This is a genomic window from Metabacillus mesotrionivorans, from assembly GCF_052171315.1.
Lineage (GTDB): Bacteria > Bacillota > Bacilli > Bacillales > Bacillaceae > Bacillus_P.
The window spans coordinates 35,393-49,750 of sequence record NZ_JBQMFF010000005.1; the positions used below are offsets into that span (position 1 = coordinate 35,393).

The following is a 14,358-nucleotide window of genomic DNA, read 5'->3' on the forward strand; positions in this document are numbered from 1 at the left end:
CGAAAAGTCCGGGTTTGACTTTTTGGGGCAGTTTGTTCTGGCAGAGGAGTTGGGTGCTGGAGCTGGACACCGATACGAACACGACAAAAAAGACATGATCCTTAATCGGATGCATGTCTTTTTTGTTATGCCTATAGTCGCATAACCGTTACATAAAAGTGCAAATTTTTACATCAAAATCTAAAATATGACATCAATAATACAGAAATGTTACATTTTTGAAAATGGCTAGGTAATAGTCTGATAATATGGTAGGTTAGTAGAGTGGCTAAAAAAGAAATCCGCAAACATAGCACTATAGGCTTATATAGATGATAGATAAAGTACTGATCAGTGGTCAATTGGGAGGAAATTGTATCGTGTTTAAGCGCATAACTGGATTCGTTGGAAACAACGTGAAGCATACAAACAGCACTATAAAGAAGGCATTATTCGGTCTGACTTTTGCAGGCGCCATGACATTCGGCATGAATGCTTCTGCAGAGGAAAATCTTGAGACCGTTTACCATATTTATCTGGACGGCGAAAGAATAGGAACGGTAGACAGTCAGCAGTTAATTGATGACCTTTCAAAGCAAAAGATTGAAGAGGCCAAAAAAGAGTATAAAGATTATCAATTAACGGTTGAAGAGATGGAAGTAATCCCTGAGCAAATGTTCCGTCCTGCTGCAAGCAACGAGGAAACTCTTGCCAAGCTTAAAGAAGAGCTTAATGTAGCAGCAGACGCAGCTTTACTTAAAATAGATAATCAGACTGTCGGCTACTTCAAGAACAAAGATGAAGCAGAGAGAGTTCTAAAAGCTTACAAAGCCAAGTACGTTCCGGCTGAACAGGTAGAACAGGCCGAGAAAATGAAGCAGTCCCCACAGCCGCTTCAGCCATTAAAAGAAAATGAATCTCGTATACTAGACGTTTCATTCTCGGGAAAAGTTTCAATTTCAGAGGAAAAAATTTCTCCTGAAGAGATGCTGACGGCACAGGAAGGCGTAAAGCTTCTTGCAAAAGGCACGCTCGAAGAGAAAACACACAAAGTAAAAGATGAAGATGTCCTTTCAAAGGTCGCTTCTGAATACAAGCTATCTGTTGAAGAACTGCTTGCTCTTAATCCGGGTCTCTCAGATGAAAATGTGATCAAGCCTGGTGAAGAACTGAACGTAAAAGACTACAAGCCTTTTACAAATGTCCTAGTAAAAGAAGAGGTTTCAAAAAAAGAAGCCATTGCCTATGAAACAGAAGTGGTTGAAGATTCTTCCATGTTTAAAGGCGACAAAAAAACGAAGCAAGAAGGAAAAGACGGACAGAAGCTTCTTAACTATGTTGTTCACAAGGAAAACGGCAAAGAAGTAAAACGTGAAACGACAAAAGAAGAAACGCTTGCTGAACCGGTAAAAGAAATCATCGTAAAAGGCACAAAAGTGGTTCCTTCACGCGGAAACGGCTCTCTTCAGTGGCCGGCTGTCGGCGGATATGTTTCAAGCAAGCTTGGAACGCGCTGGGGCAAGATGCACAAAGGAATCGACATTGCCCGTCCGAGTGACCGCACAATCAAAGCGGCAGACAACGGCAAGATTATCTCTGCAGGCAATGATGGCGCATACGGAAATAAAGTCGAAATTGATCATGGAAATGGCATGAAGACGGTTTATGCCCACCTTGATTCAATCTCTGTATCGGTTGGCGATACAGTGTCTCAGGGACAGAAAATCGGTGTCATGGGTTCTACCGGCCGCTCAACTGGCGTTCACCTTCACTTTGAAGTCTATGAGAACGGAAAACTGAAAGATCCATTGAAGTATTTAAAGAGATAACCTTGGGCCCTGCCTGAGGTTTTCCTCATTTTTCACATCGGACTTGTATTTATGACTCGGCACTGCGCCGGGTTTTTGTCTTTTTACCGCTGATTTGCCTGACAGAGTTTGGGATATCCTAAAAAGAAACTGCCTGAAAAGATGAATCTGCCTGTCATAAGTGGTAAATTAAGAAGAGAGAACGTAACACCTTATATAAAAGGGGCGATTGGCCGTGGAAAAGAAAATCTTAGTTGTCGATGATGAAAAGCCGATTGCAGATATTCTGCAGTTTAACTTAAAAAAAGAGGGCTACGACGTTTATTGCGCTTATGATGGAAACGAAGCGCTTGAAATGGTCGAAGAAGTACAGCCTGACTTAATCCTATTAGATATTATGCTTCCGAACAAAGACGGAATGGAAGTCTGCCGCGAGGTCCGCAAAAAATATGAAATTCCGATTATCATGCTGACGGCAAAAGACTCGGAAATTGATAAAGTGCTTGGACTTGAGCTTGGAGCGGATGACTATGTGACGAAGCCTTTCAGCACAAGAGAACTGCTTGCACGCGTCAAAGCAAACTTAAGAAGACTTCAGGCGCTGCCTCCAGAGCAGCAGTCAGATAAAAACGAAATCGAAATCGGTTCCCTCACGATTCACCCTGATGCTTATGTAGTGTCTAAACGCGGTGAAACAATCGAGCTGACACACCGCGAGTTCGAACTGCTTCATTATTTGGCGAAGCACATCGGCCAGGTCATGACCCGCGAGCATCTTCTTCAGACCGTATGGGGCTATGACTATTTCGGAGATGTGCGCACAGTCGATGTAACAGTCCGCAGACTTCGGGAAAAAATCGAAGACAACCCGAGTCATCCAACATGGATTGTGACAAGACGAGGTGTCGGGTACTACCTGCGTAACCCTGAACAGGAGTAGGATTCATGAACAAAGTCGGTTTTTTCAGATCCATCCACTTCAAATTCGTCATGGTCTATGTCCTGCTGATCATGATTGCCATGCAGATTATCGGTGTTTATTTCGTTCAACAGCTTGAACGGTCCCTCACCGAAAATTTCAACACATCGATCACGCAGCGGATCAATTTCATCAACTACAGCATCGAGCAGGAAATGTCCAAGGAGAGGACAGAGGATCCGACCGGAACCCTCCCCACTCTTGAAGAAGACATCACCGCCATACTAAAGGATTTCGCGAAAGATGAAATCCAGGAAATCCGTGTCATTGATAAAAACAGCCGCGTTATTGCGACATCAGATCCGAATAACAGCGACATTATCGGCAAGCGGACGACGGAAGTGCTCGTCAAACGTACCCTCGTCTTTGAAAAGCCGGATGAAAAAGTCTATATAGATAAACCAACAAGCAGGCGCGTGAAAATTTCATCCACACCGATTAAAAACATTAATCAGGAAACGATTGGCGCCCTCTATCTGGTCGCATCAATGGAAGAAGTCTTTTCCCAAATGCGCGTCATCAACGGTATTCTCGCGACCGGAACCGGTATTTCCTTGGCAATTACGGCACTTCTCGGGGTCTTTCTTGCAAGAACGATTACAAGACCGATGTCCGATATGCGAAAGCAGGCTTTGGAGCTTGCGAAGGGGAACTTCTCTCGAAAAGTCCGCGTTTACGGTGAGGATGAAATTGGCCAGCTGGCGGTGACGTTTAACAACCTGACAGACAAGCTTGAAGAAGCCCAGGCATCTACAGAAGGCGAGCGAAAGAAGCTTGCATCCGTGATTGCCCATATGACAGACGGCGTTATTGCGACTAACCGCGCAGGCGATGTGATTCTCGTGAACAGTCCAGCGATAGAAATGCTGAACGTTTCACGTGAAACGGTGCTTGATGTTCCGATTACAAAGGTTCTCGGCATTGACGATGAATATACGTTTGATAGTTTAATTGACCAGCAGGACTCTCTGATCCTTGATGCAAGCACAGAGGACAAACCGTACATCCTGAAGGTCAACTTTTCGACGATTCAGCAGGAGCAAAAGCGCATCACCGGTCTGATCGCCGTGATCTACGATATTACGGAGCAGGAGAAAATTGATGAGGAGCGCCGCGAATTTGTTGCGAACGTGTCACATGAGCTCCGGACGCCGCTTACGACGATGCGCAGCTACCTGGAAGCACTTGCTGACGGCGCGTGGGAAGACAGGGACATTGCCCCGCAGTTTTTAAATGTAACGCAAAATGAAACCGAGCGGATGATCCGCCTTGTCAACGATCTTCTGCAGCTGTCAAAGCTCGACAGCAAGGATTACCGCATCAATAAAGAATGGGTCAACTTCACAGCTTTTTTCAATCAGATTATCGACAGGTTTGAAATGACGAAAGAGCAGCATGTCTCCTTTCTTCGCGACCTGCCGGAAGAAAAGCTCTATGTCGATATTGATCCTGATAAAATTACACAGGTGCTCGACAACATTATTTCCAACGCCCTGAAATATTCTCCAGAGGGCGGACTGATTACCTTTAAGACAGAAATCATGGATGACATGCTCCAGATCAGCGTCACCGACCAGGGGATGGGCATCCCAAAAGGAACAGAGCATAAGATTTTTGAGCGGTTTTACCGCGTGGATAAAGCAAGAACGAGAAAGCTTGGCGGCACTGGACTGGGGCTTGCCATCGCAAAAGAAATGATCGGGGCCCATGACGGTGAAATCTGGGCGGAAAGCGTGGAAGGCAAAGGGACGACGATCCTGTTTACCCTTCCATTTACAAGGGATCAAGAGGATGAGTGGGATGAATCGTGAAAATATAAAAACCGTTATATTGGTGCTGCTCGTCTGCGGAAGTGTGTTTTTCACCTACAACCTTTGGACGTTTAAGCCGAACTACGATTTCATCGACAGCAGCCAGTACCTTGAGAACGAGCCGATCAGCAACGTGAAGCATGAGCCGGAGGACGTCATCCGTCCCTATCAGATGATGGTTCATGACAAAGCGGAGCATTACGGCACCTACCGGCCGGAACGGATCGACTTTGTCTGGAATCAGCTGAAAAACTGGAATATGGGCGAAGTGAAAAATGTATCCGGCAAATACACGGCAGATGAGCTGGATGAGTGGCTGACAGGGAAAAGCGAATCGAGAAAGATTGAGTTTCTCTTCAGCGACAAAGTCCCGTTTGAACTCTTTCAGTCTATTTTTCAATACAAGTCCCAAAAGACGATCTACTCATCGTTTGACCGGATTGTCCTTCCAAGCGGAAAAAGCGGGTCGTTCCAAAAAATCCTGTTTATTTCAATGGAGCAAAGACTTGTTTATGAAGCTTCCATCAGCAATGAGAACGCCAAAGGCATCATTGCGTCTGTGATTGAAAAGCGGGAAAACCTTGACCGCTTCGTGCCAGAGGTGATTTCTGAAGACAATCGACTGCTGCTTCCTGAGGGCCGGATTGCTCTGGATGAAATCGAATATATCATCAACTCCGTCAATGGCGAAGCATTCAAGCGGGCGCTCTTTACAAATCCCGATTACGTCCGCCGGGAAATGAAGCCGACACAGAACGTTTATACGGACGGAACGAGTCTTTTAACGATCTACCCGAGCCAGGAGCGTCTGCGGTTTGTGAACCCGACCATTGACCCGAGCATGTTTATTGAACGGGGAAAAGCGATGAAACAGAGCATCGAGTTTTTGAACGATCACGGCGGATGGACGGATGAGTACCACTTCTACAGCATGAATCCCGACAGCCAGCTCGTCTCATTCCGGCTGATGATCGATTCCATTCCCGTTTTTGAAAACAATTCAAAAACATTCGGCCCGACAGAGATCGCGATGCGCTGGGGAGATAATGAAATCGCCACCTACTCAAGACCGCTCTACCGACTGAATTCAGGCTACAGCCCAAGCGCTGTCGACATGCTTTCAAGCAAAGAAATTGTCAGCGAGCTTAAGCAGAAAAAAAGCATCGAACCTGATAAAGTGAAGCGGGTCTTCCCTGCTTATGAAATGTCGGCAACGGCAGAGCCGAGAATTGTTGCCATCAAACCGTACTGGTACGCTGAAACAACGGGCGGCCAATACGTGAAACTGCATACCGAAACGCTTGGAGGGAACAGCGATGGACTGGAGTAAAACGAAAACCATTTTCATTCTGGCTTTCCTTGTCCTAAACACCTTCTTAGCCATTCAATATTTCAATATCGTCATCACCAACAGCCGGTATGATGTTATTAAAGAGCCGCTGATCGAGGAGCAGCTTGCGGCAGAGGGCATTACGTACAAGAAGCTCCCCGAAGGCAATGAAACCGGCGCCTACATTACGGCTGAAAGCAAGGTGTTTACAAAGGAAGAACTAGAGTCCCTCCCTGCTCAGGACGTACTGAATCTCGAGGACAAAATTACGTCCCTGCGGGCGGAATTTGAAAAGCCCTTCACCCTGCCTGAAACAAACACACAAAGCAAGCTTAATCAGATTGTAAGAGAAAACATTCTCTCGGGCGACCAATATGCCTTCTGGAAAACGGACAACGTGAAAAACACGATCATCTACATCCAGACCTACAATGACCGGCTTGTGTTTCAGGACCTGTCAGCCGACCAGAAAATCGGGATGCTGACCCTGTTTTTGAATGATAAAAATCAGCTCGTCAGCTATGAGCAGACGCTGCTTGAAAACATCCAGGACCTTGAAGGCAAGCAGGACACCCTCCCTGCCATTAAGGCGCTTGAGGCCCTGTACAACAAGAATGACTTAAAACCGAACAGCACGGTGACAGAGGTTCAGTTCGGATATTATACGCCGTTCCCGCTCTCGGGCGAACAGATCCTCGCCCCGACCTGGCACATCGTCGTCAATGATTCGGAGGATTATTACGTAAATGCATTAGAAGGACAGGTCATCCGTTCTAATGAAAAATTGGAGTGAACGCAATGAGTCTGCAGTTCAGTGTTCTCGCAAGCGGAAGCACGGGAAATGCAACATATGTCGAAACAGACAAGCACTCTCTGCTAGTTGATGCCGGATTCAGCGGCAAGCAGATGGAAGCCCTGTTTCAGCAGATCGGAAGAAAAATCAATAAGCTGTCCGGGATACTCGTTACCCATGAGCACAGCGACCACATCAAAGGACTCGGCATCCTGGCACGAAAGTACAATCTGCCTGTCTACGCCAACGAAAAAACTTGGCAGGCGATGGAAGGCCTGATCGGAGCGATTCATACCGACCAGAAATTCATCTTTCAGACCGGGACTGTTCAATCGTTCGGCGGAATCGACGTCGAATCTTTCGGCGTGTCCCATGATGCGGCAGAGCCGATGTTCTATACCTTCCACCACGAAGGGAAAAAGCTCGCCCTGATCACGGACACCGGATATGTCAGCGACAGAATGAAAGGCATCATCCACAATGCGGATGCCTTCGTGTTTGAAAGCAACCATGATGTGGACATGCTGCGTATGGGCCACTATCCGTGGAGCGTCAAACGCCGGATCCTGAGCGATGTCGGCCACGTTTCAAACGAAGACGCGGCGCTTGCCATGACCGATGTCATCGGCGACAACACAAAACGCATCTACCTTGCCCATCTCAGTAAAGACAACAATATGAAAGAGCTCGCCCGCATGTCCGTCCAGCAGACGCTTGAGGGCAAAGGCTATATGCCGGGAGAGCAGTTCGACCTTTACGACACAGACCCGAAAACCCCCACCCCCCTTGTGCTCGTTTAGCACAGCAAATGGAGTTTTTTTGAAGATCATTGGGTATACTGAATCTATATAACGTCCTGCAAAAGCTCCTGCTAAAAAGGAGCTTTCGCGCTACATAAAAGATGGGTGGGATAACCAATGGGGTACTATGATCAGGACTATGAACACTACAACCGGAAGCAAAAAGGCAACCGCGGCGGCAAATTTCTGCCCGGCCTGCTCGGCGCCATCCTTGGCGGCCTGCTCGTCCTTTTTTCCGTTCCGATCCTTGCCAACATGAACATCCTTCCGTACGACCTCGCACTCGGCGGGGACGAGGAAGAAACAGAGGACGAGACACCGAACTCGACCGTTCCGTCCCGGAACATCTCAGTAGATGTGAGCACGGCGGTCACAAAAGCTGTAGACAGCGTATCAAAAGCGGTTGTTGGGGTCGTCAACATCCAGGAAGCGGGATTCTGGAATGAAAAAGGCGAAGCCGGAACCGGATCTGGTGTCATCTACAAAAAAGAAGGCGGAAGTGCCTTCATCGTCACGAACTACCACGTCATTGAGGGAGCCACGCAAATCGAGCTCAGCCTGAGCGACGGCACCCGGATCCCTGCTGAGGTACTCGGCAGCGACGAGCTTATGGACCTTGCTGTTCTAAGATCCGAAAGCAAAGCCGTCGAGCAGGTAGCCGAATTTGCCAACTCCGACAATGTGAAGCCTGGAGAACCGGTCATCGCCATTGGAAACCCTCTTGGCCTCCAGTTCTCGGGCTCTGTCACACAGGGCATCATCTCCGGCACAGAGCGCGCCATTCCGGTCGACTCGAACCAGGACGGAGAAGTCGACTGGAACGCGGAAGTTCTCCAGACAGACGCAGCCATCAACCCCGGCAACAGCGGCGGAGCGCTCGTCAACATCGACGGCAAGCTCATCGGCATCAACTCCATGAAAATCGCCGAATCAGCGGTAGAAGGAATTGGTCTGGCAATCCCGATCAATCTTGCTGCTCCAATCATCCAAGACTTGGAGAAATACGGCGAAGTCAGACGCCCGTTCCTTGGAATCGGCATGAGATCCTTAAACGAAGTCTCAAGCTACCACTGGGAACAGACGCTCAAACTGCCTGACAAAGTATTATCAGGCGTCGTCGTCATGAGCGTGAACCCGGTCTCCCCTGCAGGCCAGGCAGGACTTAAGGAAATGGACGTCATCACCGAATTTGACGGACAGGAAATCAAAGACATCATCGACCTGCGCAAGCAGCTCTACAAACGGTCAGTCGGGGAAACGATCGACATCACCTACTACCGTGAAGGAAAACAGGAATCAGTGAAGCTAAAGCTCGGAGAAGAACAGGAGGGGTAAACTTCTCCTGTTTTTTCTTGTTAGTCAATCTGTTGATAAAGGAGTAGTAAACATGAAATGCTGCGAAGAACACATTGAATTAGCGATAGATATGTACGTAGACGAGCACGAAATCGCTCCAGAAATCGAAAAAATCAGAGAAATCAACAAGTTATCCACAACCTGTGAATTGTGCACAAACCCTGCTGTATATATAGTGGGGAACTAATATTCGCACACTAAATGTGGATAAGTTGTACACAAATGTGGATAACATCTGTTGGTAATTTGAATCAAAGTGGGGATAGCCTGTGAACATCACAATTTGCACAATCGGCAAGCTAAAAGAAAAATACCTGAAACAAGGAATCGACGAATTCCTCAAACGTCTCACACCATACGCCAAAGTCGACATCATCGAACTCCCGGACGAAAAAGCACCCGAAAACCTCAGCGAATCCGAAATGGAAATGGTCAAGCAAAAAGAAGGCGAACGCCTCCTTTCAAAAATTTCCGATGACACCCATGTCATTGCGCTGGCAATCAAAGGGAAAATGAAATCATCTGAGGAGCTTGCAGCTGATCTGGACCGGCTTGCTACATATGGAAAGAGCAAAGTGGCGTTTGTTATTGGAGGATCATTAGGATTGAGCGATGAGGTTTTGAAGAGGGCGAATGATACCCTGTCGTTTTCGAAAATGACGTTCCCGCATCAGTTGATGAGGCTGATTTTGGTGGAGCAGGTTTATAGGGCTTTTCGGATAAATCGGGGGGAGCCGTATCATAAATAATAGGAGTAACAATTAGAAACGACAACACCAAGAGAGTGTACTTCTTCTGAAGAATGCACTCTCTTGATGTTAAACTTTATTAATAGTTAGTCTGACTATGGAAGGCCCATATAAACTCTTAAAGATAATAGGTAGGTCCTTAATACCCCCTCCCAACCCCTCTCTCAAAAGCAGCTAAATGATTAAGTGAAGCGTCACGCAATTGAGTAAAAACCAATCTCGCATCACTTGGGATATTGAACGTCAAGAATCTGTTGTACATGCCGATATTGTCGATTTCCCCTTGAACTCCGGCTGCATAGGCTGCTTTAATGTTTGGGGGAGTTGTCACGAATGACTGTGATGTATCTTCAGGTAAAGGTACCTGATAGCGTTCAAAGAGTGGAAGTAATGCGCTTATGTGTCTCAGTTCTGATTCTTTGATTCGTGCAAATGTAGGGATATATCCAAATGTTCCTAGGATATTGTTGTATCTTGCCTGAGCCAGATATTCGTCCTGAAGGGCGTAAGTCAGCATTTGAGGAAAAGACAGCGTTGCTGCATTTAATGCTCCTTTAGCACCGTAATTTTCGATTTGTCTATAAAGATTTGCATGACCTGCCATATGAGCTGTCCCGGCGGGAGCATAATAGAATGGATTTCTGTAATATACATACACGGTGAGCAATTCCCTCCCTGTTGTCATTTTTAGGTTTAGCATATGTTTTCTCATCAGTATGGTGTAAGGACATCGTATGATTTTATAACTGATTTAAAACAGGACATGTATGTAAGGTTTATTCGAAAATCATGACTTAAAAAGAAGGACCAAGAACCCACCCAGCGTTCTTGGTCCTTCTTTTTTACATAATAAACCACCTCACCGGCAACCATAAAAAGGTAAATCTATACAGCCTGGAGATGCCTATGCAAAGTCTAACGAAAATCCTTATACCGAGACAGCTGTTTACGCTCCTTATTCTATCCACTGGTCTGCTTAATCACGTGATTCTCATCCCGAATCTGCTTACCGCTTCAGGAAGGGACAGCTGGTTGAGTGTTCTTTTGTGCTGTCCGGTGGCCTTATTGTTTTTATGGCTTATTTCCTACATTGTTAAGAATTGTCCGGATGAAGGTTTTTTCAGCATGGTCAGGAACCGGTTCGGCAAGGTGTTCTCCGCCATTTTATCGCTTCCCGTCGTTCTTTTTTTGTTTTGCAGTTCGTATTTAACATTTAAAGATCTTGTTTTATGGCTGAACGCTTATTTTCTCGCAGATGCTTCATTACTATTGATTAATATCATGCTCATTATTGTCTGTTGTGCCGTTACTTGGGCTGGAATAAGATCGATGGCGATTTCAAGCGGCTTTCTTCTCCCGCTTGTGATGCTTTTTGGCATTTTCATCGCCATTACAAACACCAGCCTGAAGGACCCGCAGCTTTTGTTTCCTTTGCTTGCAGATGGCTATGAGCCTTTGATAAAAGGGGGAATCTACACCCTGTCAGGTCTGCTTGAAATTTATCTTGTCATCCTCCTGCAGCCCTTCTCCCAGGCAAGGATTAAGTTTGGCCAGCTGCTTGTGCTTCTGATCATTCTGATTGGCTTGATTCTCGGTCCTCTTACTGCCGCCATTATGGAATTTGGGCCAACGGAAGCGGTCAACTTCCGCTATCCCGCCTATGAACAATGGCGGATTCTGAAAATTGGGGAATACATTTCCCATCTTGATTTTTTTGCTTTGTATCAGTGGCTGAGCGGAGCTGTCATTCGCATCGGCTTGTTCATGTATTTGCTTGGTGCTTTTTTTGCAAAGAAAAAACACCATTACAGGCTGAATGCCAAGCTTGTTATCATCATGTATCTGCTCTTATTTGCCGCAATCATGATTGATGTGGACACGTATACGTTTTCTCAAGTCATTTTTCAATACTTTTTGCCGGCATGCATGGCATTCTTTTTTATCCAGATACTACTATCAGCGCTACTCATATTTGTAATCAAAAAAAGGGATGAAAAGCATGGCAATGATACAAGGATCGACTCCTCAGGATGAGGAAAGCGTGGCACAGAAAGCAGCGGGGCTTAAGGGGAAATTCTCGAAAAGTCAGGATCTTGTCTGGAAGCAGCACGAAACGGAGATCGGCAGCTTAGAGCTCATTTATCTGGATACCTTAATTGACAGCCATTTTATGAATCAATCGATCCTGCCGAAGCTTGGAGGAGTTCATGAAGGAACGGTAGAGAAGACGATCAAGGCGCGATTTCAGGCGGAGGATGTTACCTGTCAGTCGGCAGAAGAACTGTCTCAGCTGCTTTTTGAAGGGAATGTGCTGTTTCTGATTGAAGAGAAGCTTTTAAGCATCCAGGCAGGAGACTTCCCGAAACGCCAGCCGGAGGAATCGTCACTGGAAACATCCATCAGAGGCCCGAAGGATGGGTTTGTAGAGGATATCAGAACGAACATCTCCTTAATCAGAAGAAGGCTTAATACAACTTCCCTTTGCCTTGAGAAGTTTACAATCGGAAAAAGAAGCAATACAAAAGTGGCCCTCATGTACCTGGATGATGTCATTGATCCAAACGTTCTCGCTGAAGTTCGTAAACGATTGAATGGAGTAGATTTGGATCTTCTAACAAGTATTTATGAATTAGAATCCGCCATCCGGGATACGCCTTATTCCGTCTTTCCTACTATGGACTATACGGGGAGGCCGGATTTTATCGTACAGTCAATGAACCAGGGCAGATTTGCCCTTTTGGTCGATGGGAATCCTACAGTCTCCTATGCGCCGATCAATTTGCTGCTGCAGACGAAATCTCCTGAAGACACGTATATCAACTATGCTTATGTGTCACTGGAGAGAATTATCAGGGTCATTGGCATTACGGTATCCGGCTTTCTGCCAAGCATCTGGATTGCGTTCTCGGCCTTTAACATTGAGCAGATCCCCTATCTACTTGTGGCTACCATCTCTGTCTCAAGGTTCGGACTGCCTTTATCCGCACCCGTTGAAATGTTTGTCATTCTTTTTCTGTTTGAACTGTTCAATGAAGCAGGAGTGCGTCTGCCGCGCGCAATCGGACAGACCGTTGCCGTTCTTGGGGGCTTGATTGTGGGGGATGCTGCAATCAGGGCAGGCCTGACCTCGCCGACTATGCTTGTCGTTGCGGCGATCACCTATATTTCCTCCTTTACACTGGTGAATCAATCGCTTAGTTCCGCCATCACCATCATCAGATTCGGCGCCATCTTTCTTAGTACCTTCCTGGGATTGTTCGGTGTAGTGCTGGGCTTTATTTTAACTGTCTTTTATTTTTCTACCCTGACGTCCTTTGGCACGCCATACTTCGGTTCACTGGCTCCTATCAGTTTAAAAGAGGGCATTAAATCATTTTTCAGGGCGCCGATCCAATTTTATAAATCACGAACCTCCTCCACCAGTCCAAATGATTCCACAAGGGGAGACCAGTCATAATGGGCAAGGTGAAAATACTCATATTAAGCTGTGTCCTATTTCTTACAGGGTGTTCAGGGGTAAAGAATATCCAGGATCTTACCTATATTGTGGCAATCGGGATGGACTTTGATGAGGCAGAGGATGAATATGTCGTCTATCTCCAAGGGCTGAATTTTGCCAATGTCGCCAAGCAGGAGGGTGCGAAATCGGTGGATCCTGTCCCGATTTTTATCGCTACGGCAAGAGGAGAAACCCTGAATATAGCAGTAAGCAAGCTCTACGGGAAAGCCGAACCGCCCCTTTACTTCGGACATGTCAATACTCTGTTGTTAACGAACCGTCTCATTCAGAGCAAGTCCAGTGAAGTGCTTGAAGAAGTCGGGAGAAACCGTTCCCTGCGGCCGACCATGAAAGTATTTACAACAGAAGAGAAAGTCGAGGATGTCTTCAATCTGCCGGCTCTTTTCAACTATCCTGCTATCTACACCGTTCTTTTCAGGGCGAAAATCAGTCAGATGGCAGAGAATGAATTAAAAGCTAATACCATGATGAATTTCCTGCGGGACTATTATGAACCCATGGGAACGGCAAAAATTCCAACTGTAAAAATTGATAAAAGCAGCTGGAAGGCCAATCAGGACTATCCAGTCTTGTACCTCGATGGATTTTCCGCTTTTCAGCACCAGGAGTATAAGAAAGACATTCCTCTGGAGCATGCAGTCATTATTAATTGGCTGACGGAAAAAGGAATATCTATCGATCAGAGGGTCGAAAAGGCGGGTAAGCTTGCAGCTGCAGTCAAGCTTGGGGAGCCGAAGATGAAAATCAAGTATGATGAAACGGCAGAAAAACCGAAGTTTTCCATAGAAATTTCCGTCAGTGCGGATCTCCTGGAAAAAATACAAAAGAACCTCACATTGAATTCATTGAAAAAGCAGGTAGAAGAAGATATCAAAGCAAAGGTTGAATCCATCTACTATGAGGGGGTGGAAAACGAGCTTGATATCCTGAATGCAGGAGGGAAATGGTACAGAAAGCACCCGAAGCAGTTTCAAAAATTAAAGGAAAACCACACCTTTTATCTTGATCAGGAATCTCTTACAGAGGTGAAAGTCAACGTGCAAATTCTGCATTTCAACAGCTATAAATTTAACCGGGGTATAGATGGGGGTTTATAAGAATCACAGCGAATGAAGCGCCGTGTCTTTTAGAAAGAAAATCAATAACAGAATTGATACAGATCCGTAAAGGCTGTGTATGCTGTTTCAGTTCAAAGGTGACATTGGCATGATAGAAGGATAAATAGATAAAGGA

Annotated in this window: 12 protein-coding genes and 1 pseudogene; 12 read left to right on the plus strand and 1 reads right to left on the minus strand. The window is 46.1% G+C overall.

The window, feature by feature from the left end:
* Positions 1 to 359: 359 nt before the first annotated feature.
* The 9 genes from ACTSEZ_RS14430 to rlmH all read left to right on the plus strand — a co-directional run bounded on the left by ACTSEZ_RS14430 (position 360) and on the right by rlmH (position 9,605).
* Positions 360 to 1,808 carry a peptidoglycan DD-metalloendopeptidase family protein gene (locus ACTSEZ_RS14430; RefSeq protein ID WP_369734870.1) on the plus strand — a complete coding sequence of 483 codons (1,449 nt, stop codon included), beginning with the start codon at positions 360 to 362 and terminating at the stop codon, positions 1,806 to 1,808.
* A 214-nt stretch (positions 1,809 to 2,022) separates the two neighbouring features.
* Entirely contained in the window at positions 2,023 to 2,727 is a 705-nt protein-coding gene (gene yycF, locus ACTSEZ_RS14435) for a response regulator YycF (RefSeq protein ID WP_369734871.1), read from the plus strand.
* Between the two features lie 5 nt (positions 2,728 to 2,732).
* Positions 2,733 to 4,577, plus strand: a complete 1,845-nt coding sequence (gene walK, locus ACTSEZ_RS14440) for a cell wall metabolism sensor histidine kinase WalK (RefSeq protein WP_369734873.1) — start codon at positions 2,733 to 2,735, stop codon at positions 4,575 to 4,577.
* Positions 4,567 to 5,907 carry a YycH family regulatory protein gene (locus ACTSEZ_RS14445; RefSeq protein ID WP_369734875.1) on the plus strand — a complete coding sequence of 447 codons (1,341 nt, stop codon included), beginning with the start codon at positions 4,567 to 4,569 and terminating at the stop codon, positions 5,905 to 5,907. The genes walK and ACTSEZ_RS14445 overlap by 11 nt, the downstream gene beginning before the upstream one ends.
* Positions 5,894 to 6,700 (plus strand): two-component system regulatory protein YycI, encoded by an 807-nt coding sequence (locus tag ACTSEZ_RS14450; RefSeq protein ID WP_369734877.1) that lies wholly within the window; start codon positions 5,894 to 5,896, stop codon positions 6,698 to 6,700. Before ACTSEZ_RS14445 ends, ACTSEZ_RS14450 begins: the two co-directional genes overlap by 14 nt.
* 5 nt (positions 6,701 to 6,705) lie before the next feature.
* Positions 6,706 to 7,500 (plus strand): exodeoxyribonuclease YycJ, encoded by a 795-nt coding sequence (gene yycJ / locus ACTSEZ_RS14455; protein ID WP_369734878.1) that lies wholly within the window; start codon positions 6,706 to 6,708, stop codon positions 7,498 to 7,500.
* 117 nt (positions 7,501 to 7,617) lie between these two features.
* The gene (locus ACTSEZ_RS14460; protein ID WP_369734879.1) at positions 7,618 to 8,835 is read left to right on the plus strand and encodes a S1C family serine protease; all 1,218 of its coding nucleotides are present in this window, start codon (positions 7,618 to 7,620) and stop codon (positions 8,833 to 8,835) included.
* A gap of 52 nt (positions 8,836 to 8,887) precedes the next feature.
* Positions 8,888 to 9,043, plus strand: coding sequence for a CxxH/CxxC protein (locus ACTSEZ_RS14465; protein WP_070878890.1), 156 nt, complete (start codon positions 8,888 to 8,890; stop codon positions 9,041 to 9,043).
* A gap of 82 nt (positions 9,044 to 9,125) precedes the next feature.
* A complete protein-coding gene (gene rlmH, locus ACTSEZ_RS14470) occupies positions 9,126 to 9,605 on the plus strand; it encodes a 23S rRNA (pseudouridine(1915)-N(3))-methyltransferase RlmH (RefSeq protein WP_369734880.1) in 480 nt (159 codons plus the stop codon).
* 139 nt (positions 9,606 to 9,744) lie between these two features.
* On the opposite strand, the pseudogene ACTSEZ_RS14475 reads toward rlmH, so the two are convergent.
* Positions 9,745 to 10,185 (minus strand): annotated as a pseudogene (locus ACTSEZ_RS14475) (ferritin-like domain-containing protein); the annotation flags it as partial.
* 326 nt (positions 10,186 to 10,511) lie between these two features.
* Here ACTSEZ_RS14475 and ACTSEZ_RS14480 point away from each other — a divergent pair.
* Genes ACTSEZ_RS14480 through ACTSEZ_RS14490 form a run of 3 tightly spaced genes read left to right on the plus strand, consistent with a single transcriptional unit; the run spans position 10,512 to position 14,222 of the window.
* Positions 10,512 to 11,639, plus strand: coding sequence for a GerAB/ArcD/ProY family transporter (locus ACTSEZ_RS14480; RefSeq protein ID WP_369734881.1), 1,128 nt, complete (start codon positions 10,512 to 10,514; stop codon positions 11,637 to 11,639).
* Positions 11,605 to 13,062 (plus strand): spore germination protein, encoded by a 1,458-nt coding sequence (locus tag ACTSEZ_RS14485; protein WP_369734883.1) that lies wholly within the window; start codon positions 11,605 to 11,607, stop codon positions 13,060 to 13,062. The genes ACTSEZ_RS14480 and ACTSEZ_RS14485 overlap by 35 nt, the downstream gene beginning before the upstream one ends.
* A complete protein-coding gene (locus ACTSEZ_RS14490) occupies positions 13,062 to 14,222 on the plus strand; it encodes a Ger(x)C family spore germination protein (protein ID WP_369734884.1) in 1,161 nt (386 codons plus the stop codon). Before ACTSEZ_RS14485 ends, ACTSEZ_RS14490 begins: the two co-directional genes overlap by 1 nt.
* The last annotated feature ends 136 nt before the right edge of the window (positions 14,223 to 14,358 follow it).

Bases quoted from the DNA above. Each gene is read 5' to 3' on its own strand.
- ACTSEZ_RS14490 (WP_369734884.1), top strand. From the start codon at position 13,062: ATGGGCAAGGTGAAAATACTCATATTAAGCTGTGTCCTATTTCTTACA.
- ACTSEZ_RS14460 (WP_369734879.1), top strand. From the start codon at position 7,618: ATGGGGTACTATGATCAGGACTATGAACACTACAACCGGAAGCAAAAA.
- ACTSEZ_RS14485 (WP_369734883.1), top strand. From the start codon at position 11,605: ATGGCAATGATACAAGGATCGACTCCTCAGGATGAGGAAAGCGTGGCA.
- ACTSEZ_RS14445 (WP_369734875.1), top strand. From the start codon at position 4,567: ATGAATCGTGAAAATATAAAAACCGTTATATTGGTGCTGCTCGTCTGC.
- walK (WP_369734873.1), top strand. From the start codon at position 2,733: ATGAACAAAGTCGGTTTTTTCAGATCCATCCACTTCAAATTCGTCATG.
- ACTSEZ_RS14465 (WP_070878890.1), top strand. From the start codon at position 8,888: ATGAAATGCTGCGAAGAACACATTGAATTAGCGATAGATATGTACGTA.
- ACTSEZ_RS14450 (WP_369734877.1), top strand. From the start codon at position 5,894: ATGGACTGGAGTAAAACGAAAACCATTTTCATTCTGGCTTTCCTTGTC.
- yycJ (WP_369734878.1), top strand. From the start codon at position 6,706: ATGAGTCTGCAGTTCAGTGTTCTCGCAAGCGGAAGCACGGGAAATGCA.
- ACTSEZ_RS14480 (WP_369734881.1), top strand. From the start codon at position 10,512: ATGCAAAGTCTAACGAAAATCCTTATACCGAGACAGCTGTTTACGCTC.